We start from the raw sequence: 23,356 nt of genomic DNA, 5'->3' as shown, positions 1-23,356 counted from the left end.
ACCTCGGACGCGCGCCGTCGCAACCCGGTCTACCCTCGACTCGACCGGTCGACTGCGACGCAAGGAGACACTTACGGTGGACGGCCCGTACGCGGGATCGCTGCGCCCAACCGGCGCGTTTCATCGCGGTCGATACACGTACGGCCGGTCTGCGGGATCACGGCACCTTACGCGGGCGGCATCCCTTCGGCGCGGCTGCCGAGGTCGCGCAGCTGATCGTGGTTGTGCGGTCCGGGAGGCGATCGCCGTCCTGCCGACCGATCGGGCAGCCAACCGTCCGGCTCGTCTTCGCACCCGTCGACGTGGTGAGTGCTGAGCGGTGCTGTACGCCCTGCGCTTTCCTTTCTCGCTCGCCGTCTTGATTGCGGCCTTTCTCGTCGGTGTCGTCGCCCGGGGACTGGTCCAGGAACGGATCCTCGGTGTCCGTCGTCCGGCTCTCCGTTCGCCGGGGCGGTCTCGGCTCGGCTCGGGTGCGCGGGGAATCCGGCGCTTCATCGATCCGTACGGCGCGCTCTGCGCCGTCCTCGGTGGTGTCGGCTGGGGAAGTGACGTGGTGGACGACGTCATCCCGAGGGTCCGGGGTGGCCGGAGATCACGCGTGGTTGCGGCACTCATCGCGGGCCCGGTCGTGCTCTTCGTGCTCGGTGCCGCGGCACTCATCGGTTATGATCACCTCACCATCGGCCGGCCGACCGGCGGCGGGTTGGTCATCAACACGGTGCACGGCGACATGATGGCCGTCGATCACTTCCACTACCTCGTTGGTTACGGCCCGCTCGCGCTCTACCTCGCCGGTGTCGAACTCGTCGCCATGGCGCTCCTGGCGCTCGTGCCGCTTCCCCCACTGGACGGCGGGCGGTTGCTCTTTGCGCTCGCGCCGAAAACCCTCGGGTGGCAGCGGGCCCGGTATCGGTTGGAAGACGACAATTGGGGACTTCTCATCGTCCTTGTCCTCACCCTGCCGATTTTCGGTAACCCGATCATCATCGCCGTCATTGACGCGATAATCGACCCGCTGATTACCGTCCTCTCATGACGCGCCGGACGTCGACGCCGCCCCACGACGCAGCCGTGACCGACCGTCCGCCCGTCGAGAATCCATCGGGCGACGATTTCGTCGTCCACCTCGGTGTTTTTGACGGGCCCTTCGAACTCCTCCTCGCGCTCATCGCCAAGCACGAGCTGGACATCACCGCTATTTCGTTATCGAAAGTCACCGATGACTTCATTGCATACATCCGGGAAATGGGTCCCACCTGGGATCTCGACAAGGCGACAAGTTTTCTCGTCGTCGCCGCCACGCTCGTCGATTTGAAGGCGGCCCGGTTGCTGCCGTCGGCGCCGGTCGAGGACGAAGAGGACGTCGCGCTTCTCGAAGCGCGTGACCTTTTGTTTGCCCGCCTGCTGCAGTATCGGGCGTATAAGCAAGTCGCCGGCATCCTCGGGGCGATGTGTGATGAGCAGGCTCGGCGGTATCCCCGCACGGCGGGTCCGGATCCGGAGTTTCACGGCCTTCTCCCCGAGGTGTTCCTCGGCTTGGGTCCGGCCGGATTCGCCGCCCTCGCCGCCCGTGTGCTGGCGCCGAAACCGCCGCCCACGGTCCAGATCGAGCACCTGCACGCCCCCATCGTTGACGTGCGGGAGCAGGCGGCGGTTCTGCGCCGCCGGTTGGCGCGGTTGCGCGCGGCGTCATTCCGTACCCTGGTCGCCGATTGTGCGACCACCGCTGAAATCGTCGGGCGCTTTCTTGCGCTGCTCGATCTCTTCCGGGAAGGTGTCGTCGTATTCGAGCAGGTGGATCCGCTGGGGGATCTCATCGTGCGGTGGGAAGTCCCCGCCGACCAAGGCAAGGAGTACTGACGTGAACGGTGGTGCGGCAGGCGACCCGGAACCGGCCCTGATCGAGCCGGGCGACGTCTCCACGGGCGACGTGATGGGCGCGGTGGAGGCGATGCTCTTCGTCGCCGATGAACCGGTGACCGTGACGGCGATGGCTGCGGTTCTTGGTGTGCCGGAACCACAGGTGGCGGAGGCGGTTGCGCGACTCGCTGCGTCACTGGCGGACGCCGGCCGTGGCATCGAACTACGCCAGGTGGCCGGTGGCTGGCGGTTGTACACCCGGCCTGCGTACGCCGAGGTCGTGCAGCGCTTCCTGCGGGAAGGTCAGCAGGCACGGTTGACACAGGCGGCGCTCGAAACGCTGGCCGTCATCGCCTATCGGCAACCGATTTCCCGCTCGCGCGTCAGCGCGGTCCGGGGCGTCAACGTCGATGGCGTCATTCGCACCTTGCTCAGCCGCGGACTCATCGAAGAAGCCGGCACCGAAGACGGCACCGGCGCCACGCTGTATCGCACAACTCGTTATTTCCTTGAGAAACTAGGCATCAACGACCTCTCGGAGCTTCCGCCTCTCGCCGACCATCTCCCTGAAGGCACGTCCATCGAGGCACTTGAGGAACAACTCGCCGGCAATGAGTAACACCCGGTCCTCACCTGGCCCGCGCGGGCTGGCTCCGCATTCCCGGGCGGCTGCCCTCTCCTTACCCGCCGGCGACGACGGCGCGGTTCGCTTGCAGAAGGTCCTTGCCGCTGCGGGCGTGGGATCGCGGCGGGCGTGCGAGGAGCTCATCGCGGCCGGCCGGGTGGAGGTCGACGGCGTGCCGGTCACCCGGCTCGGCGTGCGCGTCGATCCGCAGACCGCCGTCATCCGGGTCGACGGAAAGCGGATTCCGCCGGCAACTCCGTTCGCTTACTTCGCGTTGAACAAACCGCGCGGTGTCGTGACGACGATGAGCGATCCGCGCGGACGCCCGTGCGTCGGGGATCTCGTCGCCGACCTTCCCGTGCGGGTCTTCCACGTCGGCCGGCTCGACACCGACAGTGAGGGACTTCTCCTGCTCACCAATGACGGGCGGCTTACCCACCGTCTGACACACCCGTCGCATGCCGTGCCGAAAACCTACGTCGCCGACGTCGAGGGTCGCCTCGGCCGCACCGGCGTGCACCTGCTCCGCTCGGGGGTTGATCTCGCCGACGGACCGGCCCAAGCCGACGCCGTCCGCATTCTCGAGCGCTACGGTGCTCGGACCCTGGTTGAAGTGGTTGTTCACGAGGGTCGCACCCATTTGGTACGACGGATGCTTGCGGCCGTCGGTCATCCGGTGCGGCGGTTGGTGCGCACCGCGATCGGGCCGGTCGCGTTGGGACAGCTCCGGCCGGGCGCGCGCCGGCAGTTGACGCCTCGGGAACTCGGGGAGTTGCTCGACCTGGTCGGCCTCTAACCGGCGTGTGATCGCAGATTCGGTACGCTGCTCACGGTCGCGCCGGCGTACGGCGCCCCCGGCGGCGCGGGCACCACGCGGCGTCACATGAAGAGGTGAGCGGTGGCAGACAGCAACGGCAACCCGAGCGAGCTGACACTGCGCCGGGTGCTCGTCATCGGCACCGGGTTGATGGGCACCTCGCTCGCGCTGGCGCTCCGGGAAGCGGGCATCGAGACGCGGCTGCACGACATTGCGGTCGGCCGGCTGGCCCTCGCGGTCGAACGCGGGGCAGGTGTGCCGCACGACGAGGACCTCGACGGCGGTTATGACATCGCCGTCCTCGCCATCCCCCCCGATGCGGTCGCGGGAGAGCTCCTCCGCTACCAGCGCCTTGGCGTCGCTCGGAGTTTCACGGACGTCGCGTCGGTGAAGAGCAAACCGCTGGCCGAAGCCGAGAAGATCGGCGCCGATATGACGACATTCGTCGGTGGCCACCCGATCGCCGGTCGGGAACGATCCGGACCGGCCGCCGCGCACCCCGATCTCTTTGTCGGCCGTCCGTGGGTCATCACGCCGACCCCGGCGGCCGGCGAGGAAGCGATTGCCGCCGTGCGTGCACTCGCCGTTGCCGCTGGCGCCACTCCCGTGGTCATGACCGCCGAGGAGCATGACGCCGCACTGGCTCTCGTCTCGCACCTCCCGCACCTGTTGGCCTCCGTACTGGCCGCCCAGCTCGTCGACGCCCCACGCGATTTCACTGCGCTCGCCGGCACCGGCCTGCAGGACGTTACCCGGATCGCCGCGGGCGACCCGCAACTCTGGACGGAGATCCTGGCGGCAAATGCCGATCATCTGCTCGGCTATTTGGAGCGGTTCCAGCAGCGGCTTCAGGACGCGGCCGCGTACGTGGCGCGAATTGCGCGTGGGGACGCCGCGGCGACGACCGCCCTCACCGAGTTGCTCCGCACCGGCGTGCAGGGCCGGTTGCGGGTGCCGGTGAAGCGCGGCGAACCGGCCGCCGGCTTCGCCACTGTTGCGGTGACGATTCGCGACGCGCCGGGCGAGCTGGCTGCGCTGCTCCGCGCGCTCGCTGAAGCCGGGATCAACGTCGAAGACGTGCGGGTGGAGCACGAGCCGGGCCGGCCCGTCGGCGTCGTCGAGCTCGACGTCCGGGAGGACAAGGCACAAGCTTTGATCCGGTGTGTCCGCGACGCTGGATGGCAGCTGTACGTGTAGGTGCCGGACGCTACCGTGAGGGCCGACCGGGAGGCTCCGGAAGGCGACCGGGAGGCTCCGGAAGAATTGACCCGATCGGCGGCTGCCCGTCCCGGCACGGCCGGCATGCATCGTGAAGGCGGCACTGGATGAAGACGCGCGATGAGCTTCGCTCGATGGTGATTGCCATCGATGGGCCGGCCGGCGCGGGTAAATCGACGGTCGCCCGGGCGGTGGCCCGTCGTCTTGGCCTGCGCTACCTCGACACCGGTGCCATGTATCGGGCCGTGACGCTCTGGGTGCTGCGGAATGGCGTCTCCCTAACCGATGAGCGCGCGGTCAGCGCAGCGGCCCGGCATGTGGTGGACATTCTCGACCTCGCGCTCGCACCGGACCATCCCGCCGTCCGGCTGGACGGCGTTGACGTGACCGATGCCGTCCGTGGTCCGGAGGTCACGCAGGCGGTCAGCGCGGTCAGCGCTGTCCCGGAAGTGCGGAGCGTGCTCGTCGGCCGGCAACGGGAACTGATCGGCGACGGCGGCATCGTGGTGGAAGGCCGGGACATCGGCACAACCGTCTGGCCTACCGCGGCGGTGAAGATTTTCCTGACGGCCGATTCCCGAGTCCGTGCCGCCAGACGGCATGCCGACACCGTCGCCGCTCGGGGGACGACCGACGTCGACGACGTCCACGACGACCTGCGCCGCCGCGATCAGCTGGACCAGAGCCGTGCAGCGTCGCCGCTCACCGCGGCCGCTGATGCGGTGGTGCTGGACTCCACGGACCTCGACGTCGACGCCGTGCTGGACCGCATCCTCTCCCTGGTAGCAGAGCGGCTCGGCTCCGGCGGCGATCCAACCAGCCCGAGCGACGCCGGCCTGGACCGTACCGTGAACCCTTCGCCGGCCACACCATGAGTTCCGTGGCGTCAGCATCGGATGAGACCGTTCGGGTTCCGATCGTTGCGGTGGTCGGCCGTCCGAATGTGGGGAAGTCGACGCTCGTCAACCGCATCGTCGGCCGGCGGCAGGCGATCGTCGAGGACGTGCCTGGGGTGACCCGGGACCGGGTGAGTTATGAGGTCACCTGGTCCGGGCGGCGCTTCACCATCGTGGACACTGGCGGTTGGCAGCCGGGAGCCGGCGGCCTCTCCGCCCGGGTGACCGCGCAGGCCGAGCTTGCGGTCGCCGCTGCGGACCTCGTGCTCTTCGTCGTCGACGCAACTGTGGGGATCACCGAGACCGACGCCGCGGTCGCGAAGCTCCTCCGCCGCGGCGACAAGCCCGTCCTGCTGGTCGCCAACAAGGTGGACAGCGCCGCCGGTGAGCTCGACACCGGTGAGCTCTGGTCGCTTGGGCTGGGCCAGCCGTACACGGTCAGTGCCCTGCACGGCCGGGGAAGCGGGGACCTGCTCGACGCCGTCATCACCGCGTTGCCGAGCAGCGGAGCAGGTGGCGAGCCGGAGACCGCGCCGGATGCTCCTCGGCGGGTGGCCATCGTCGGAAGACCCAACGTCGGCAAGTCCAGCTTGCTCAACCGGCTCGCCGGCGAGGAGCGGGCGTTGGTCGACGCAGTGAGCGGCACGACCCGGGACCCGGTCGACGCCATCGTCCGAATCGGCGACCGCCGTTGGCGGGTGGTGGACACCGCCGGGCTGCGCCGGCGCATGCGGGACGCCGTCGGCGCGGAGTTCTACGCCGGCTTGCGCACGGACCAGGCGATCCGGGACGCCGAGGCAGCCGTGGTCCTGCTGGACGCGGCTGAACCGATAACCGAGCAGGACGTGCGCATCGTACAGAAGGTGATCGACGCCGGGCGGGCGCTCGTCCTTGCCTTCAACAAATGGGACGCCGTGGACGCCGACCGCCGGCTGGCGCTGGCCCGCGAAATCGAGACGGAGCTTGGACACGTTGGGTGGGCGCCCAGGCTCAACATTTCGGCCCGCACCGGCCGGGGTGTGGAGAAACTCGCCGCGGCGCTGGAAACCGCCCTGGCCGGCTGGGAGCAGCGGGTTCCCACCGCCCGGCTCAACGCCTGGTTGAGCGAACTGGTTGCCGCTCGTCCGCATCCGGTTCGTGGCGGCCGCCAACCGAGGCCGCTCTTCGCCACCCAGGCGTCAACCCGTCCGCCGCGGATCGTCTTGTTCACGTCCGGGGAGCTCGAGCCGACGTACATGCGTTTTCTCGAGCGGCGGTTGCGCGAGACCTTCGGTTTTCCGGGGACACCGATCGACCTGTCGGTTCGAGCCCGGCAGCCGCGCACCCGTCGACGGTCGCGCGGTCAGCGGTGAACCTCGGGTGGACGCCGACCGTGCGGTACGCTTCGGACGGGCAACTGCCTTCGGGACGTGGCGCAGCTTGGTAGCGCACTTGACTGGGGGTCAAGGGGTCGTGGGTTCAAATCCCGCCGTCCCGACCACTCGCCGCCGCCATCGGGGAACGGCCTGCGGCGGCATGCGCCGGCACCGGAAGTCCCGGTAGGGAGGTCGGGCAATGCCAGAGCCGGGAACGGCGACCGGCGCCGACCGGGAGGCCAGTCGCATCGTCACGCTGCCCAATGCGCTGAGTTTTGCCCGTCTGCTCGGTGTCCCGGTGTTCGTCTGGCTCGTTCTGGGACCTCACGCCGACGGTTGGGCGCTCGGCGTGCTGGCCGGTGCTGCGGTGACCGACTGGCTGGACGGCAAGCTTGCCCGGCTGCTTCGCCAGGAGAGCCGGCTTGGCCAGTTGCTGGATCCTGCCGCCGACCGGCTGTACATCATCGCGACCCTGGTTGCCCTATCGGTACGCAACATCGTGCCGTGGTGGTTGACGGCGGTTCTTGTGGGGCGCGACCTCCTGCTTGCCGGATGGTTGCCCGCGTTGCGCCGGGCTGGTCTCGGCCCTCTTCCGGTGCACTTTCTCGGGAAGACCGCGACGCTGACCCTGCTGTACGCCCTGCCGCTGCTCCTCCTCGGCGCCGGGCACGGGGCGGTGCCGCATCTCGCCCGGACCGTGGGGTGGGCGTTCGCCCTCTGGGGTGTCGGGCTGTACTGGTACGCCGGTGTGTTGTACGCCCTGCAGGCCCATCGGCTCTTGGCGGTTCGACGCCTGCGCCATCATGATGGTCGCGTTACGCACGCGCCATCCGGAAAGGCGTCGGCATGACCGTTCCTGCTCCGCCGTCCCCCCTTCGGGCCGTCGTGATGGCCGGCGGTGAAGGCACCCGCCTCCGTCCGATGACCGCCAATCAGCCCAAGCCGCTGCTGCCGGTGGTGAACCGGCCGATTATGGAACACGTCCTGCGCCTGCTGAGACGGCATGGTCTGACCGAGACCGTTGTCACGGTGCAATTCCTCGCGTCCCTCATCCGCAATTACTTCGGGGACGGCGACGAGCTCGGCATGCGCCTGCAATACGCCACCGAGGAGCGGCCGCTCGGTACCGCCGGCAGCGTGAAGAACGCCGAAGCGGAGCTGCGGGACGGCCCGTTCGTCGTCATCTCCGGGGACGCGCTGACAGACATTGACATCAGCGACATGCTGGCGTTTCACCGTGCCCAGCAGGCCCTGGTGACGGTTGCGCTCAAAAGTGTGCCGAATCCACTGGAATTCGGCGTGGTCATCTGCGATGACTCGGGCCGGATCGAGCGGTTCCTGGAGAAGCCCACCTGGGGTCAGGTCTTCTCCGACACGGTCAACACCGGCGTGTACGTTATGGAACCCGAAATTCTGGACTACGTGCCGGTCGGCGAGCCGACGGATTGGGCGCATGACGTTTTTCCGCAATTGTTAGCGGCGCGGGCACCGTTGTACGGGTACGTCACCGACGCGTATTGGGAAGACGTCGGCACCCTGGAGAGCCTGCTCAAGGTGCAGGCTGACGTTCTCAACCGGGTGGTGGATGTCGACATCGACGGTTTCGAGGTGCGGCCGGGAGTCTGGATTTGCGAGGGTGCGGATGTCGATCCCGACGCCGTTCTCGAAGGCCCGCTCTTCATTGGCGATTATGCGAAAGTCGAGGCGGACGCCCAGGTGCGGGAATACTCTGTGCTTGGCAGCAATGTGGTGGTCAAGCGTCACGCGGTGCTGCATCGCGCGGTGGTGCACGACAATGCCTTTATTGGACCGCAGGTGACGCTGCGCGGTTGCATTATCGGAAAGAATACGGATGTCATGCGCGGCGCTCGTATTGAAGAGGGCGCGGTGGTCGGCGATGAGTGTGTCGTGGAGGAGGAGGCGTTCTTATCGTCGGGTGTCCGTGTTTATCCGTTCAAGACAATCGAAGCCGGCGCCGTCGTCAATACCAGCGTTATCTGGGAATCCCGCGGGCAACGGGCGCTTTTCGGACCCCGCGGCATTTCCGGCCTGGTGAATGTCGAGATAACCCCTGAGCACACAGTGCGGCTGGGTGCGGCGTACGCCACGACGCTGCGCAAGGGGGACGTCGTCACGGTTTCCCGGGATGCCTCCCGCGCGGGCCGCGCGCTGGCCCGGGCGATGATCAGCGCATTGACTGCCAGCGCCGTCAACGTCCGCGACCTGGAGGCGATTCCCGCGCCGGTGGCCCGGTTCGAAATCGCGCATTCGGACGCCGTCGGCGGAGTGATCGTGCGGACGACGCCCGGTGACGCACAGAGCGTGGATGTCACGCTGCTGGACGAGAACGGCGCCGACCTTTCCCCGGCACAGCAACGGCGACTGGAGCGGGTCTTCTCCCGGCAGGAATTCCGGCGCGCATTTCCCGGCGAAATCGCGGATATCACCGTGCCGTACCGAACGCTGGAAACCTACTCCCAAGAAGCGCTTCGGTGTATTGACACCTCGGGGATCGCTGAGGCCGGGCTGAAGGTTGTGCTGGACACGGCGGGCGGGACAGCCGCGTTGGTGCTTCCTACTCTGCTGGGCCGGATCGGGGTTGACGTCCTCACCGTCAACAATCGTCTCGACGAGCTGTCGCCGACCGAGACGACCGCGGAACACATGCGCGCCCTGGAACGGCTTGGTGACTTGGTGTCGTCGTCGCACGCGGCCTTCGGCGTCCGGTTCGACGCGATGGGCGAGCGTCTTAGTTTGGTCGACGAACGCGGCGTCATCATCCACGATGACCGAGCCCTACTGGTCTTCATGGACCTCGTTGCCGCGGAACGCCGCGGCGGGCGGATCGCCTTGCCGGTCACGACCACCCGGGTTGCCGAGGCGGTGGCCCGGTTCCATGGCGCGACGATCGAGTGGACGCCGACGGCGCCGAGCGAGCTGACGCGGGCGGCGCGACGTGGTGACGTCATCTTCGCCGGCGATGGACGCGGGGGATACATCGTCCCGGAATTCAGCGCCGCGCTCGATGGGCTCGCTGCGTTTGTGCGGTTGACCGGGTTGGTTGCCCGGACCAAGCTCACGTTGAGCCAGATCGACGGTCGCATCCCGCAAGCTCACGTGCTGCGGCGTGTCGTGCCGACTCCGTGGGCGGCCAAGGGGCTGGTCATGCGCTCGGTGCTGCACGCCGCCGGTGGCAAGCCGGTGGAGACCACCGACGGGGTTCGCATCGTCGAAGATGAGCAGTCGTGGGTGCTCGTGCTGCCTGACCCGGCCGAGGCGATCACGCACCTCTGGGCGGAGGCACCGGATGCCGATGCGGCGACCGAGCTCTTGGAGAAGTGGGCCAGCGTCATCGACGCGATTGCCGGCTGATCGATGACAAGTGAAACAGATGACAAGTGAAACAGCGGCGCGTCAGCCGCGGCACGAGGCGCCGCGGCAGTCTCGTCCGGACGCATCGATGTCGTTGCTTGCCGACGTAGCGGCGCATGCGCTCGACGAGGGGTACTACGAGGCGGCGCGGCGTCGTGGGATATCGCCGCCGGGGGCGGCGCAGCGGCCGGCGATCGGCCGGTTCTCGGCGACGATTGCGGCAGTTGTGCTCGCGGCGGCCGGTGTGTTGTTTGCCACGTCCTGGGTGACGACCCGGCAGAACGCCGCCGCCGCTGCGCGCGACCGGGCGGCGCTGCTTCGCAGCATCGAAAGTCAGAGTGCGGTTGTCGATGCGTTACGCAGTCGAGCGAACGACTTGCGGGCTGAGATCGCGAGTGCCCGGGATGCCGCGCTGTCCACGTCGACGCAAGGCGCCGCGCTGCGGGCCGAACTGGACCGCCTATCACTCCTCACCGGGGCGACCCCGGTTGCCGGTCCGGGGGCGGAGGTCACCCTCGCCGATGCGCCTCGAACGGGGGACGAGCGGACCGACGCGCTCGGCACGGTCTACGATCGCGACCTGCAGGCTGTAGTTAACGCGCTTTTCGCCAGCGGCGCTGAGGCGATTGCCGTCGGCGGCCAGCGACTGACCGCGACGACCGCGATCCGGCAAGCCGGCTCGGCGATCCTCGTCGATTACCGGGCGATTGCCGCGCCGTACCGGATCGATGCGGTCGGCCCGCCGGACCTTGCGGCCCGCTTCCTGGCCACCCAGACGGCGGCGCTTTACCAGACCTGGCAGCAGGTTTACGGACTCCGGTTCACCGTTACCGCCAGGTCACGGCTCACCCTGCCGGCGGCGGGCACTATCGTCATCCACTACGCGCAGGTCCTCAGTCGCCCGGGGGGATCGTGATGTCCGCAGGCACTTGGTCAACCGTCGCGGAGGTCCGGTGATACCCGCACTCGCACTCGCTATCGGGATCGTGGTTGGGCTGATTGCGCATCCGAGCGTTCCGGCGGGTTTGCAGCCGTACCTGCCGATTGCGGTCATTGCCGCGTTGGACGCGGTCTTCGGTGCGGTGCGGGCCATGCTCGACGGTCTCTTCGACGACCGAGTCTTTGTCGTGTCGTTTATCGCGAACGTGCTGGTGGCGGCGTTGATCGTGTTCTTGGGAGATCAACTGGGTGTCGGAAGCGAGATGTCCACCGGTGTGGTCGTCGTGTTGAGCATCCGGATTTTCTCCAACGCAGCGGCGATTCGCCGGCACGTGTTCCGGGCTTGACGTGGGTTGAGGCAGGGATGGCTGAGCAGTCTGTGGACGAGCAGTCCGCCGGCGGGGCGCGTCGCGGCCGGCGGTTCGGCCCGTTTCGCGGCCAGCTCGCGATTGCGGTGCTCTGTGGGCTGCTCGGTTTCGCCATCGTGACCCAGGTGGACACCGCCGCCTCGGCGAAGCTGAAGGCCGCCCGGCAACCCGACCTGGTCGACGTCCTCGACAATCTCAACACCCGCGCGGATCAACTGCGTGCGCAAATCGCCGCCCAGGAGAGCACCCTGAACGATCTGACCAGCGGCACCGATCAGACCCGGGCGGCACTCACGGAAGCACAGCGGCAACTGGAGGCACTGGAGGTCTACGCCGGCACGGTTCCCGTCGCCGGGCCCGGCATCGATCTGGCGATTGACGACCCCACCCATGCCGTCACCGCCGACGTGCTCGTCGACACCATTCAGGAATTGCGGGACGCCGGGGCGGAAGCGATCGAAATCAAGGGTTCGCCGTTGCCCTCGACCCGGACGCCTGCGAACGGAGCCGGCCCGTCGGCCGCTCAGCCGGACGTCCGGCTGATTGCCAGCAGCTACGTGCTCAACGCGTCGGACGGCCAGGGCATTGTCGTGGACGGCGTCGCAATGGCCCCGCCGTACGACGTCGTCGCGATCGGTGACCCGCAGACCCTCGATCGCGCCCTTGGCATTCCGGGCGGTGTGCTCGACACCCTCAAGAGCAAGAACGCCCGCGGTACGGTGGTGCGGCACGAGCGGGTCGAGATCACGGTCGTCCGAACCCCGGCGGCACCCTCGCATCTTGAACCGGTACCGTCGGTCTCAACGAAGTGATCGCCCTGATTGGCAGAGCTGTGGAGACGCCCGATCGATCGACCATCCAGGAGGCAGCGTGATTCCCGACGATGTTCGCTATACCGCCGAGCACGAGTGGGTGCGGATTGTCGACGAGCGAGTGCGGATCGGTATCACGGATTATGCGCAGCGTGCGCTCGGTGACATCGTCTACGTGAGCCTGCCCGCTCCGGGCACCGAGGTCGTCGCCGGTCAGCCGCTTGGCGAGGTGGAGTCGACGAAGAGCGTCTCCGACGTGTACGCCCCGGTCTCCGGGGAGGTGGTCGCGCGGAACGACGAGCTCGCCTCCCGACCGGAGTTGATCAATACCGATCCCTACGGGGACGGGTGGATGCTCGAGATTCGCCCATCCGATTCGGCGGAGTTGGCGGCATTGCTTGACGCTGACGGATACCGTCGCCTGGTGGAGGCGGCGGAGGGGACCGGTTGATGCCGCGTGACCTGACGCAGGCCGTGGTTCGGCGTCTGGCATAGGTGGAGAAAGGGAGGCTGACCGATGCCGACGGTGTTCTGCACGCAGTGTGGACGCGAAAACCCGGAGGATGCCCGGTTCTGCGCGCACTGCGGCAACACGCTCACCAAGCCGGGGCAGCCGGTCGGCGGCGGTGACGCGACCTCAACGATCTCCATCAGTGCCGTGGAAGCGTGGGAACCGTCGACGACGGATGAGGCTGATCTCGCGCTGCACGCCGAGGCCGTACAGGCGTTACCGCCGGGTGCTGCGCTTCTCGTCGTCCGCCGCGGCCCGAACGCGGGCAGTCGGTTCCTGCTCGACCGGGAGGTGACGACCGTCGGGCGTCATCCGGAGAGCGACATTTTCCTCGACGACGTCACTGTCTCGCGCCGGCATGCGGAATTTCATCGCACCGAGAACGGGTTCGTCGTCCGCGACGTGGGCAGTTTGAACGGTACGTACGTCAATCGCGAGCGGATCGATGAGGCGGCGCTCAGCAGCGGCGACGAAGTGCAGATCGGCAAATTCCGGTTGGTGTACCTGACCGCGGCGACGCGCGCGCATCCCGGCGAGTGACGGAGCGACGATCGCCATGAGCAACCGGTCAGTCTCCCGGGCGTTCTTCAGCATCGGCGAAGTACTGGCCCAGTTGCGTCCGGATTTCCCGGACGTGACGATTTCAAAAATTCGGTTTCTCGAATCGGAAGGTCTTATCGAACCTGAGCGCACGCCCGCCGGTTACCGAAAATTCACCCCGGCGGACGTCGCCCGGCTCCGGTACGTGCTGACGGCACAGCGCGACCATTACCTCCCTTTGCGCGTCATCAAGGAACACTTGCACGCCCTGGACCAAGGGCTGCAGCCGCCGCTGCCGGGCGGCACCGGGTTGCCCCGGGTGCCGGTCAGTGTCGTCGGCGGCGAGGGCATGCCCGGTCCGGATGCGTTTGCCCCCGACGGCGGCGAGGTACGCCTGAGCCGCGCCGAGTTTCTCCAAGCGGCTGGCATCGCGGACGAGGAATTGGCGACGCTGGAGAATTTCGGTCTCATCGCGCCGCGCGGCTCCACGTACGACGGGACCGCCCTCGCCATCGCGAAGACGGTCAAGGAATTGACCCGATTCGGCATCGAGCCTCGTCACTTGCGCGCCTTCCGGGCCGCCGCGGACCGCGAGGTGGGTCTCGTCGAGCAAGTGATTACCCCGCTGGTCCGGCAGCGGAGCCCGGAGGCGCGTGCCCGGGCCGAGGAGGTGGCGCGGGAGATTGCTGCGTTGTCGGTACGGCTGCATGCGGCCTTGGTCCGATCCGGACTGCGGCCGCTGCTCTCCCGCTGATCGTGAGGCGGTTGCCTGGCCTGCTTCGGCGCGGGGTGTTTGCGCGGCGCGGTGTACCGTGCGGCGCGGTGTACCGTGAAGACGTCGTGGCCGCCGTACGGCGAAAACCTGATGGATGACGGTGAGCGCGGATGGTGAGCATGCACGAATTGCAGGTCGTCGGGGTGCGGGTCGAGCTGCAGACCAATCAGCCGATTGTCCTGCTCCGTGAGGTCGGCGGGGATCGGTATCTGCCGATTTGGATCGGAGCCGTCGAGGCCACCGCAATAGCGTTCGCCCAGCAGGGGGTCGTTCCGCCCCGTCCGCTCACCCATGATCTGATGCGCGACGTGCTCGACGCGCTCGGGGTCAAGCTGAACGCCGTTCGGATCACCGAGATGCGCGACAACGTGTTCTACGCCGAATTGGTCTTTGACCGTGGTCCGCAGGTGAGCGCCCGGCCCAGCGACGCGATCGCGCTGGCGCTCCGGACCGGGGCGACGATCTTCGGTTCGGAGGAGGTGCTCGAAGAGGCCGGTGTGGAGATGCCCGGGGAGCGGGACACCGAGGACGAGGTGGAGAAGTTCCGCGCATTCCTCGATTCGATCTCCCCGGAGGACTTCGGGAAAGCGACCGGATAGCGGGTTCGGCGCGGATCCGCGCGTCGCGTTGACTCGGTGCGCGCCCGTGCCTACCGTGACGGACATACCGGCGTCGCCGCACGGTCGAGGCCGGTGGCGGATGCTGGAGGAAGCGTGGCGACACACAACGACGCCGACCGCGATGGTCCGGTGATCCGAGCCCATCGGACGCCGGTCGTCGCTGAGCAAGAGCCGCTCTTCGCCGACGATCTACCGGTCGTTGATGAGACCGTCGGCTACCGTGGCCCGACGGCCTGCGCCGTCGCGGGGATCACCTACCGGCAGCTCGATTACTGGGCGCGCACCGGCCTGGTCGAGCCGAGCGTTCGGCCGGCGTCCGGATCGGGCACGCAGCGGTTGTATAGCTTCCGCGACATCCTCGTGCTCAAAGTGGTGAAGCGCCTGCTGGACACCGGCGTCTCGCTGCAGCACATTCGCGCTGCGGTGGAACACCTTCGGTCTCGGGGGGTGCATGACTTGGCCCAGGTCACGTTGATGAGCGACGGCGCCACGGTGTACGAGTGCACCTCGGCTGATGACGTCGTCGACCTCGTCAAGGGTGGTCAGGGGGTGTTCGGCATCGCTGTCGGCCAGGTCGTCCGCGAGGTCGGCGGATCGCTCGCCCGGTTTCCCAGCGAACGCGCCGCAGAAGACTCCGCGGTGGCGTATCCGAACGACGAACTCGCCCGGAGGCGGCGGCAGCGCCGTACCGGCTGACCGCTCCGCGGCAGGGTAGCCTGAAGACAGCCGAAGACCCCACGCGGGAGAGGCCCTTCGCAGCCGGCGGGGGGCGCCGAAGGAGCAACCATCCGGGAATCTCTCAGGCGAAAAGACCGCGTGGGCGAGGCACCTCTGGAAAGCGCGCGGATACCCCGCGCCACCGACGGTGAAAGTCGTCCGGCCGGACGGCGAACCTCTCAGGTGCGATGACAGAGGGAACCTGCTACGTGACAGCGGAGGTCCCTCGTGACGATGACACTCGCACCGCACGGCCAGCCGGTTTCTGACGCGTTCACAGCTGGTGCAGCCGACGGTTTCCTGCGCCGGCACATCGGTCCGGACGACGCCGAGATTACCCGCATGCTCTCGGTAGTCGGCTACCCAAGCCTGGACGCCCTGATGGATGCGGCGCTGCCGCCGGCGATCCGTGACCCTGTGGACCGGCCCAGCCTGTTGCCACCCCCGGTGGACGAAGCAGCGGTTACGGCCGCACTGCGGGAGATTGCCGGCATGAACCGGCCGCTCACCTCGATGATCGGACTTGGCTACTACCGGTCGCACACGCCCGCGGTGATCCGGCGGAACGTGCTGGAGAATCCGGCGTGGTACACCGCGTATACCCCGTACCAGCCGGAAATTTCCCAAGGCCGCCTGGAGGCGTTGCTCGTCTTTCAGACGATGATCGAGGACCTCACCGGGTTGGACGTTGCGGGGGCTTCCCTTCTCGACGAGCCGACGGCAGCCGCCGAGGCCGTGGCGTTATGCCGTCGGATGTCGACGTCCGCCAGCCGGCGGGTCGTCGTCGACCGTGACGTTTTTCCGCAAACACGGGCCGTTCTGCAGACACGGGCGAAGCCGATGCAGTGGGAGGTCGTCGTCGCAGACCTTGGCGCAGGTTTGCCGGACGGCGACTTTTTCGCGGTGCTGGTGCAGAATCCCGGGACGAGCGGCAGGGTCCGCGACTATCGCGCGCTGACGGCGGAGGCACACGCGCGCGGCGCGTTCGTCATCGCGGCCGTCGATGTGCTGTCCCTTGCCCTGCTGCCGCCGCCGGGGGAGTGGGGTGCGGACGTCGCCGTCGGTTCAGCCCAGCGTTTCGGTGTTCCGCTCTGGTACGGCGGGCCGCACGCCGGATTTCTTGCGGCACGCGCCGACTTCACCCGTTCATTGCCCGGACGGCTGGTCGGCGTCTCGGTGGACGGCGACGGCCGGCCGGCGTACCGGTTGGCGTTGCAAACCCGCGAGCAGCACATCCGGCGGGAGAAGGCGACCAGCAACATCTGCACGGCGCAGGTCCTGCTCGCGGTGGTCGCGGCCATGTACGCCGTGTACCACGGACCGGATGGGCTGCAACGCATCGCCCGACGCGTGCACGACACGGCGCGGACGCTGGCCGCGCTGCTTCGCGGCGCCGATTTCGCGGTCACCGATGACTTCTTCGACACGGTGGAGGTGAGCGTGCCGGGGCAGGCCGACCGGTACGTCGCACGAGCCCTCGACGAGGGCATCAATATCCGACGCGTCGACGCCGACACGGTCGCCGTTTCCTGCGACGAGACAACGACTCTCGATGACCTCCGTCGGCTGGCTGCGGCGTTCGGCATCGCAACGGATGTCAACCACCTCACTGAGCTCAGCCATCAGCTGCCGGCGTCACCGTTGCCGCGGCGGGACTCGGAGTTTCTCACGCATCCCACCTTCCACCGGTACCGGTCCGAGACGGCGATGATGCGGTACCTCCGTCGGCTGGCTGACAAGGACATTGCCTTGGATCGGTCGATGATTCCGCTCGGCTCCTGCACGATGAAACTCAACGCGGCCGTCGAATTGGAGGCGTTGAGTTGGCCGGAGTTCGCCGACATTCACCCGTTCGTCCCGGCCGACCAGGCGGCGGGGTATCACCGCATCGTCGCGGATTTGCAACGCTGGCTCGCCGACCTGACCGGTTATGACGCGGTGAGTCTGCAACCGAATGCCGGTTCCCAGGGAGAATTCGCCGGCTTGCTGGCCATTCGCGCGTATCACCAAGCTCGGGGTGAGGGGCATCGGGACGTCTGCCTGATTCCGGCGTCGGCTCACGGCACGAATGCGGCGAGCGCGGCAATGGCGGGTTTCCGGGTGGTTGTCGTCCGGTGCGACGCGGACGGGAACGTCGATCTCGACGATTTGGAGGCGAAATTGGCTGCACACCAGGGTCAGGTGGCGGCCATCATGCTGACGTATCCGTCGACACACGGAGTTTTTGAGGAAGCCGTGACCGACATTTGCCAGCGAGTGCACGAGGCCGGGGGACAGGTGTACCTCGACGGGGCGAATCTCAACGCGTTGCTCGGCTATGCCCGGTTCGGCGCGTTCGGCGCCGACGTTTCACACGTGAATTTGCACAAGACCTTCTGCATCCCGCACGGCGGGGGCGGACCGGGTGTGGGCCCGATCGGGGTGCGGGCGCACCTTGCGCCGTACCTGCCGAACCATCCGCTGGATCCCGCGGCCGGACCCGCCACCGGCCCCGGGCCGGTGGCGGGCGCGCCGTACGGCTCACCGGGCGTGCTGCCAATTTCTTGGGCATACCTGCGGCTGATGGGCATTGACGGGTTGCGGCGCGCGACGGACGTCGCGGTGCTGGCCGCCAATTACGTCGCCCGGCGGCTTGCCGATGCGTTTCCCGTGCTCTACACCGGGCGGAATGGTCTGGTCGCCCACGAGTGCATTCTCGATCTGCGCGACATCACGCGTCGCACCGGGATCACCGTCGAGGATGTGGCGAAGCGATTGATGGATTACGGTTTTCATGCGCCGACCATGTCGTTTCCGGTGGCCGGTACGCTCATGGTCGAGCCGACGGAATCGGAGAATCTCGCGGAATTGGACCGTTTCGTCGCCGCTATGCGGGCGATCCGGGCGGAAATCGCCCGGGTGGAGCGGGGCGAGTGGCCGGCGGACGACAATCCGCTGCGCAATGCACCGCACACCGCATTGGCGCTTGCCGGCGAGTGGCGGCATCCGTATTCACGGGAGGAGGCGTTCTTCCCGCTGCCGGAAATCCGGGAGAACAAGTATTTTCCGCCGGTGGCCCGCATTGACGGCGCGTACGGCGACCGACATCTCGTCTGCGAGTGCCCGCCGCTGAGCGCCTACGAAGACTGAGGCGGTGGCATGATTTTGCCATGCACGGTGAACACGGCCGGACGCCGCATCCAGCGGATCAGGTGATTCAGCGACGTCACTTGAGGATCGCCCTCGCCCTGATCTCAGCTTTTCTTGTCGCTGAGGTCGTTGCGGCGATCGCCGGACGGTCGCTGGCCCTGCTGGCGGATGCGGGTCACCTGCTGGTCGACGTCGCAGCGCTTGCCGCGAGTCTGTGGGCCGCGCATCTGGCGGCCCGACCGGCCGGCGGGGTCTGGACGTACGGACTCAAGCGGGCGGAAATTCTCGCTGCCGCGGTGAACGGCGTGACGCTCGTCGCCCTTGCCCTGGTCATCGTCGTGGAGGCGGTTCGCCGCCTGACGTCGGCTCCCTCGGTGGTCGGTTCGATTGTTCTGCTGACGGCGGTTGCCGGCCTTATCGTCAACGCGGTCGCGACAGCCGTCCTGGCCCGTGGACAGCACCGCAGCCTGAATATTCGTGGCGCATTCGCGCACCTGCTGACCGACGTCTACGCCTTCGCCGGAACGGCCGCGGCCGGATTAGTCATTTTGATCACCGGTTGGGGGCGGGCGGACGCGATCGCGTCCTTGCTTGTCGCCGCATTGATGGGCAAGGCGGCGTACCGGCTGCTCCGCGACGCCGGGCGGATTCTCCTACAGGCCGCCCCGGAGAGCATCGATCTCGCCGAAGTGCGCGCGCATTTGATTGATGTCCCGCATGTGGTCGACGTCCACGATTTGCACGTTTGGACGGTCACGTCCGGGCTGCCGACTCTGTCTGCGCACGTCGTCCTTGAAGACCATTGCTTTGCCTCCGGCCATGCGCCGCAACTTCTTGATGCGCTGCAGAATTGCCTCGCCGGCCATTTCGACGTCACCCATTCGACATTCCAGCTCGAGCCGCGGACCCACCTCACGCACGAGGTCGGCGCTCACCGGTAATGCCCGGCGTGCGCCCGGTGTTCGCGCGCCCGAGCGCCGGCTGTTCACGCGCCGATCCCGCCGAGAGCGCGCCGATCCGCCGGCAGCGGTGCACAGCGGACCGGACGCGACACGGTCGGGCGGCCGCCGACCGCGGCCCCGGCTATGCCGAGCGGCGGGTCCGATCCCGCCAACGAGGCGCACGCTGCGCCTCATCCGCAGCGCCGATGCCGGCGCGAACGGCGAGGTCGGTCACCCGACGGCTGACCCACGCCTGATAGCCCGCCGGCGCGTACGCGGAGCGGCCGTACAGGCGCTGATAGAGCGGAACGAGTTCCGGATGCCGTTCCGAGAGCCATCCCAGGTACCACTCCCGCGCCCCAGGCCGGAGGTGAAGAACGATCGGTGTGATGTGGCTGGCACCCGCCTTCGCTGCGGCATGGACGGTCGCGGCCAGGTGCTCATCGTCGTCGGTCAGGCCCGGGAGGATCGGGGCGAGGAGGACGCCGCACCGCAGCCCCGCGTCGGTGAGCGTCCGGCACACGTCGAGTCGCACGAACGGGCTCGGCGTGCCGGGCTCGACGTCACGCCAGAGATCGAGGTCAACGAAGCCGACCGACACCGCCGTGGCGACCTCAACGCGGCGAGCCGCGTTCACCAGATGGTCGATGTCACGAAGAATGAGCGAGCCCTTGGTGAGAATCGAAAACGGCGTGTGGAATTCCGCGAGCGCGTCGATGATGCCTGGCATCAACCGGTAGCGCCCCTCGGCCCGCTGGTAACAGTCCACGTTGGTGCCCATCGCGACGTGTTCTCGACCCCAGGTCGGACGGGCGAGTTCGCGTCGCAGCACGTCGACCGCGTTGATTTTCACCACAATTTTGGAATCGAAGTCGGCGCCTGCGTCAAAATCCAAATACGTGTGGGTGTTGCGGGCAAAGCAATATCGGCACGCGTGGGAGCAGCCGCGGTATGGATTGATGGTCCAGCGGAAGGGGACGCGCGAGGTCTCCGGTACCCGGTTGAGAATTGACCGGGCCCGTATTTCGAAGAAGGTGATGCCGGCGAAGTTCGGGGAAACGACCCGGCGCGCCGGGCCGTCCAGGAACCTCGAGTCAAAGAGCGTGTCGGTCGGCTCGGCGTCAATCCGCATGCCGTCCCAGCGCATGGCACCCATTAGAACACATGTTCGACGCCGAACCGGAGTGTGACGCGGCGAGGTGGGGTGCGGAGGTCAGGGAGAGCGCTCCTGGCAGCATGGCGGCGATGGGAGGTCAGACGTCGGTCGTTACGCCGGAGCGTGAGCTCGCTCTTCCCGCACGTGCCGATCTCGGCCTGCTCGCGCTAGCGGTCACTGCCGTCTCAACGTCCGGTCCGCTGATCGCCGCGATCAGTATGCCGGCGCTGGCCATTGCCTTCTGGCGCAATGCGATCGCGAGCTGCGTCCTGGTGCCTGTTGCGTTCGTTCGCCGGCGCGAGATCAGGTCGGTGCTTGCCACGACGTGGCGACCCATGGTCGGCGCGGGTCTGCTGCTGGCGGCGCACTTCGCGGCGTGGACATACGGGGTGAAGCTCAGTTCGGTTGCCTCCGCGACCGCGCTGGTTGCGACGCAGCCGGCGTGGTCGGCATTGATGGCACGGGTGCGCGGCGCAGTGATCAATCGGCTGGCCTGGCTCGGCATCGCGCTGGCGATTGTGGCGACCGGAGCGCTCACCGGCTTCGACGTGATGTTCTCCCGTGCCGCGCTTGTTGGTGACCTTCTTGCTCTAGCAGCCGGCATGCTGGCCGCCGGCTACGTCACCGTCGGTGCGGTCGCCCGCCGCCAGGCGTCCACCGTCCTGTACACGACGGTCTGTTACGGCACGGCGGCCTGCGCTCTTGCGATCGGTGCCGCGGCAGCTCGCGTGCCGTTCAGCGGCTACCCGCTGGGGACGTGGCTGAAAATCTTGGCGTTGACCGGGGGAGCGCAGTTGCTCGGGCACTCCGTTTTCAACCATGTCTTACGGACCACCAGCCCGACGGTGGTCAGTCTCGCTATCTTGTTCGAAGTACCCGGCGCCGCAGCAATTGCTGCGTTAACCCTCCATCAACATCTGCACCTATTCCACATTCCCGCGCTCGCGGTACTCATCGGCGCTCTCGGACTCGTCGTCTTCGCCGGTGGTCGAGCGGTTCCCGCCGAATAGGGCAGGTGCGTGCCGATGTCGAAGAATCGCGGCGATTCGCTGATGGGAGACACCAAAGATGCGGGCAATGTGTCGAAGTGAGAGTCCCTCCGCGAGCAGAGCGCGTGCCCAGGACCGACGCAGATGGGCAAGTACGCGGGACAATTGACTGATGCACGTGGTCAGCATGGCCAGGATGAGTCGGAGTTGCCGGGCCTGATGGGGCGCGGTCCATGACGCGCCGTGCGCATGCGCCGTCCGTGCTTCGTCGGCTAATTCGGCAATTTCCTGCTGATGGGCTGCGGTCTTCCGGGCGACGTCGGCGGTCTCTTCGAGGGCTTCCGTCACCTCGTCCGTCATGCTCATTGCTCGGTCCCTTCCGTGCGGCGGAGCTCACCGGACGCCGGCAACAGCGGTTGCCATGTCGGGGAGGTTCCCGAAATGGCGGGCGAGTATGCCGACGGGAGGTCATCGTCGACGTACCGCGGGACGCCGACCCACCAGCCGCTCACGAGAATCGCCGCCAATGCGGTGAAAAGCATGACAAACATGCCTATCCAATTGTGGAATGCGCCGTGCGTGACGCCGACGAGTAACGGCCCGGTGCCGGCGACGATGTATCCGATGCTCTGGGCGAACGCCGACAGGGTTCGCGTGACAGCCGCGGTTCGAGCCCGCAGGCCGAGGAGGGCCAGCACCAGGGGAAAAACGCCGCCGCCGATGCCGGCGAGCGTCGCCCATGCCCAGTCGCCGGCGCGCGGAGAGACGATCATGCCGAGGTACGCCGCGAGGTAGCACGCGACGAGCCCGACGACCAGGGGGCGTTGGGAGTTGAGCCGGCCGGCGAGAACGGGAACCAGCAGCGAGACGGGAATTTGTACCGCGGACAAGACGGCGACCAGCAGACCGGCGTGTCCGGGTGAGCTGTGCGCGGCGGCCTGGAAATAGGCGGCGAACCAGCCGAACGCCACGTACGCCTGGATGGACTGGGACGCGAAGAGGATGGCCAACGCCCAGGCCGTACCGCTGCGGTGGAGCGGGAGTCGCGTTCGGTGTTCGCTGGTGACGCGGACTCCATGTGCCCCGAACGCCGGCGGCAACCAGAGCAGGGTGGCTGCCGCGGCTGGGATGGCCCACACGCCGACACCGAGTCGCCAGTCGAGGTGGCCGGGCAGCTCGGCGATGGGCACGGTCAGGCCGGCCGCCAGGGTGGTGCCGATGGCCATCACCGTGGTGTACGCCGCCGTGAGCGGGCCGATCCGGCGAGGGAAATGCCGTTTCACCAGGACCGGCAACACGATGTTGCCCATTGCTCCGCCCGCAAGCGCGGGCACACTCAACGCGAGGAAGAGCCACGCTGAGTTGACGACGCTGCGCAGTGCGACACCCATGGTCATGACGCCCAACGCAACGGCGAGCGTCCGTGCTTCGCCGAAGCGACGCGCAAACCGGGGGGTGAGGGCGCCTAGGCCGGCGAAGGCGAGGACCGGCAGGGTGGTGAGAACGCCGGCCATCGCGCTGGACAAGCCGATCCGGCGTTCGAGGACGTCGAGCAGCGGGCCGACGCTGGTGACGGCCGTCCGCATGTTGATCGCGGCGAGCAGGAGCAATGTGGCCAGCCACGCGGCGTGGCTGGCCCGTGGCGGCACATGTGACGAGCTGACGGTGGACACCGCGCTCACGCTAACCGGCGCGCATTGATCCGCACGTGCGGCG

At 67.7% G+C, this 23,356-nt stretch carries 23 protein-coding genes, 1 tRNA gene and 2 riboswitches; of the genes, 21 read left to right on the top strand and 3 right to left on the bottom strand.

Going from position 1 to position 23,356, the window contains the following annotated elements; all coding sequences use genetic code 11:
• Positions 1-319 precede the first annotated feature (319 nt).
• The 20 genes from ACEL_RS06370 to ACEL_RS06275 all read left to right on the top strand — a co-directional run bounded on the left by ACEL_RS06370 (position 320) and on the right by ACEL_RS06275 (position 19,495).
• A complete protein-coding gene (locus ACEL_RS06370; protein ID WP_011720074.1) occupies positions 320-1,036 on the top strand; it encodes a hypothetical protein in 717 nt (238 codons plus the stop codon).
• 35 nt (positions 1,037-1,071) lie between these two features.
• Entirely contained in the window at positions 1,072-1,860 is a 789-nt protein-coding gene (locus ACEL_RS12440; protein WP_202943333.1) for a segregation and condensation protein A, read from the top strand.
• 1 nt (position 1,861) lies between these two features.
• Complete coding sequence (gene scpB / locus ACEL_RS12435) at positions 1,862-2,479, top strand: SMC-Scp complex subunit ScpB (RefSeq protein WP_011720072.1); 618 nt, start codon at positions 1,862-1,864, stop codon at positions 2,477-2,479.
• Positions 2,472-3,281: a pseudouridine synthase gene (locus ACEL_RS06355; RefSeq protein WP_011720071.1), complete on the top strand. Its 810-nt coding sequence runs from the start codon at positions 2,472-2,474 to the stop codon at positions 3,279-3,281. Before scpB ends, ACEL_RS06355 begins: the two co-directional genes overlap by 8 nt.
• 102 nt (positions 3,282-3,383) lie before the next feature.
• On the top strand, positions 3,384-4,499 hold the full coding sequence (locus tag ACEL_RS06350) for a prephenate dehydrogenase (RefSeq protein WP_011720070.1): 1,116 nt from the start codon (positions 3,384-3,386) through the stop codon (positions 4,497-4,499).
• A gap of 128 nt (positions 4,500-4,627) precedes the next feature.
• Positions 4,628-5,395 carry a (d)CMP kinase gene (cmk, locus tag ACEL_RS06345; RefSeq protein WP_011720069.1) on the top strand — a complete coding sequence of 256 codons (768 nt, stop codon included), beginning with the start codon at positions 4,628-4,630 and terminating at the stop codon, positions 5,393-5,395.
• The gene (gene der, locus ACEL_RS06340) at positions 5,392-6,768 is read left to right on the top strand and encodes a ribosome biogenesis GTPase Der (protein WP_011720068.1); all 1,377 of its coding nucleotides are present in this window, start codon (positions 5,392-5,394) and stop codon (positions 6,766-6,768) included. The genes cmk and der overlap by 4 nt, the downstream gene beginning before the upstream one ends.
• 51 nt (positions 6,769-6,819) lie before the next feature.
• A tRNA-Pro gene (locus ACEL_RS06335) sits at positions 6,820-6,896 on the top strand.
• A gap of 74 nt (positions 6,897-6,970) precedes the next feature.
• Complete coding sequence (gene clsA / locus ACEL_RS06330) at positions 6,971-7,621, top strand: cardiolipin synthase ClsA (protein WP_011720067.1); 651 nt, start codon at positions 6,971-6,973, stop codon at positions 7,619-7,621.
• Positions 7,618-10,143: a mannose-1-phosphate guanyltransferase gene (locus ACEL_RS06325; protein WP_011720066.1), complete on the top strand. Its 2,526-nt coding sequence runs from the start codon at positions 7,618-7,620 to the stop codon at positions 10,141-10,143. Before clsA ends, ACEL_RS06325 begins: the two co-directional genes overlap by 4 nt.
• 19 nt (positions 10,144-10,162) lie before the next feature.
• On the top strand, positions 10,163-11,059 hold the full coding sequence (locus tag ACEL_RS06320) for a DUF881 domain-containing protein (RefSeq protein ID WP_148204560.1): 897 nt from the start codon (positions 10,163-10,165) through the stop codon (positions 11,057-11,059).
• A gap of 37 nt (positions 11,060-11,096) precedes the next feature.
• Positions 11,097-11,429 carry a small basic family protein gene (locus ACEL_RS06315; protein ID WP_041834984.1) on the top strand — a complete coding sequence of 111 codons (333 nt, stop codon included), beginning with the start codon at positions 11,097-11,099 and terminating at the stop codon, positions 11,427-11,429.
• Positions 11,430-11,446: 17 nt separating this feature from the next.
• The gene (locus ACEL_RS06310) at positions 11,447-12,262 is read left to right on the top strand and encodes a DUF881 domain-containing protein (protein WP_011720063.1); all 816 of its coding nucleotides are present in this window, start codon (positions 11,447-11,449) and stop codon (positions 12,260-12,262) included.
• Positions 12,263-12,320: 58 nt separating this feature from the next.
• Entirely contained in the window at positions 12,321-12,713 is a 393-nt protein-coding gene (gene gcvH / locus ACEL_RS06305; RefSeq protein WP_011720062.1) for a glycine cleavage system protein GcvH, read from the top strand.
• A gap of 66 nt (positions 12,714-12,779) precedes the next feature.
• A complete protein-coding gene (gene odhI / locus ACEL_RS12760) occupies positions 12,780-13,313 on the top strand; it encodes an oxoglutarate dehydrogenase inhibitor Odhl (RefSeq protein ID WP_011720061.1) in 534 nt (177 codons plus the stop codon).
• Positions 13,314-13,329: 16 nt separating this feature from the next.
• Positions 13,330-14,067 (top strand): transcriptional regulator FtsR, encoded by a 738-nt coding sequence (gene ftsR / locus ACEL_RS06295; RefSeq protein WP_011720060.1) that lies wholly within the window; start codon positions 13,330-13,332, stop codon positions 14,065-14,067.
• Positions 14,068-14,207: 140 nt separating this feature from the next.
• Positions 14,208-14,687: a bifunctional nuclease domain-containing protein gene (locus tag ACEL_RS06290; RefSeq protein WP_041834983.1), complete on the top strand. Its 480-nt coding sequence runs from the start codon at positions 14,208-14,210 to the stop codon at positions 14,685-14,687.
• A gap of 150 nt (positions 14,688-14,837) precedes the next feature.
• Positions 14,838-15,404 carry a MerR family transcriptional regulator gene (locus ACEL_RS06285; RefSeq protein ID WP_049751601.1) on the top strand — a complete coding sequence of 189 codons (567 nt, stop codon included), beginning with the start codon at positions 14,838-14,840 and terminating at the stop codon, positions 15,402-15,404.
• 34 nt (positions 15,405-15,438) lie between these two features.
• Positions 15,439-15,533, top strand: a riboswitch (glycine riboswitch).
• Positions 15,534-15,630, top strand: a riboswitch (glycine riboswitch).
• A gap of 29 nt (positions 15,631-15,659) precedes the next feature.
• Complete coding sequence (gene gcvP / locus ACEL_RS06280) at positions 15,660-18,554, top strand: aminomethyl-transferring glycine dehydrogenase (protein WP_011720057.1); 2,895 nt, start codon at positions 15,660-15,662, stop codon at positions 18,552-18,554.
• A 20-nt stretch (positions 18,555-18,574) separates the two neighbouring features.
• Positions 18,575-19,495, top strand: coding sequence for a cation diffusion facilitator family transporter (locus ACEL_RS06275; RefSeq protein ID WP_011720056.1), 921 nt, complete (start codon positions 18,575-18,577; stop codon positions 19,493-19,495).
• A gap of 142 nt (positions 19,496-19,637) precedes the next feature.
• On the opposite strand, the gene ACEL_RS06270 is transcribed toward ACEL_RS06275, so the two are convergent.
• Positions 19,638-20,642, bottom strand: a complete 1,005-nt coding sequence (locus tag ACEL_RS06270) for an Rv2578c family radical SAM protein (protein WP_041835515.1) — start codon at positions 20,640-20,642, stop codon at positions 19,638-19,640.
• Between the two features lie 98 nt (positions 20,643-20,740).
• Between ACEL_RS06270 and ACEL_RS06265 the strand changes: the two genes are divergently transcribed.
• Positions 20,741-21,661 (top strand): DMT family transporter, encoded by a 921-nt coding sequence (locus ACEL_RS06265; RefSeq protein WP_011720054.1) that lies wholly within the window; start codon positions 20,741-20,743, stop codon positions 21,659-21,661.
• Here the strand turns inward: ACEL_RS06265 and ACEL_RS11935 are convergent.
• Together ACEL_RS11935 and ACEL_RS06255 are read right to left on the bottom strand one after the other, a co-directional pair.
• Positions 21,575-22,006, bottom strand: coding sequence for a hypothetical protein (locus tag ACEL_RS11935; protein ID WP_041834982.1), 432 nt, complete (start codon positions 22,004-22,006; stop codon positions 21,575-21,577). The genes ACEL_RS06265 and ACEL_RS11935 overlap by 87 nt on opposite strands.
• Positions 22,003-23,313: a CynX/NimT family MFS transporter gene (locus ACEL_RS06255; protein WP_011720053.1), complete on the bottom strand. Its 1,311-nt coding sequence runs from the start codon at positions 23,311-23,313 to the stop codon at positions 22,003-22,005. The genes ACEL_RS11935 and ACEL_RS06255 overlap by 4 nt, the downstream gene beginning before the upstream one ends.
• Positions 23,314-23,356 lie beyond the last annotated feature (43 nt).

It is taken from the genome of Acidothermus cellulolyticus 11B (assembly GCF_000015025.1).
Classification (GTDB): domain Bacteria; phylum Actinomycetota; class Actinomycetes; order Acidothermales; family Acidothermaceae; genus Acidothermus; species Acidothermus cellulolyticus.
This window is presented reverse-complemented; position numbering and strand designations above follow the sequence as displayed.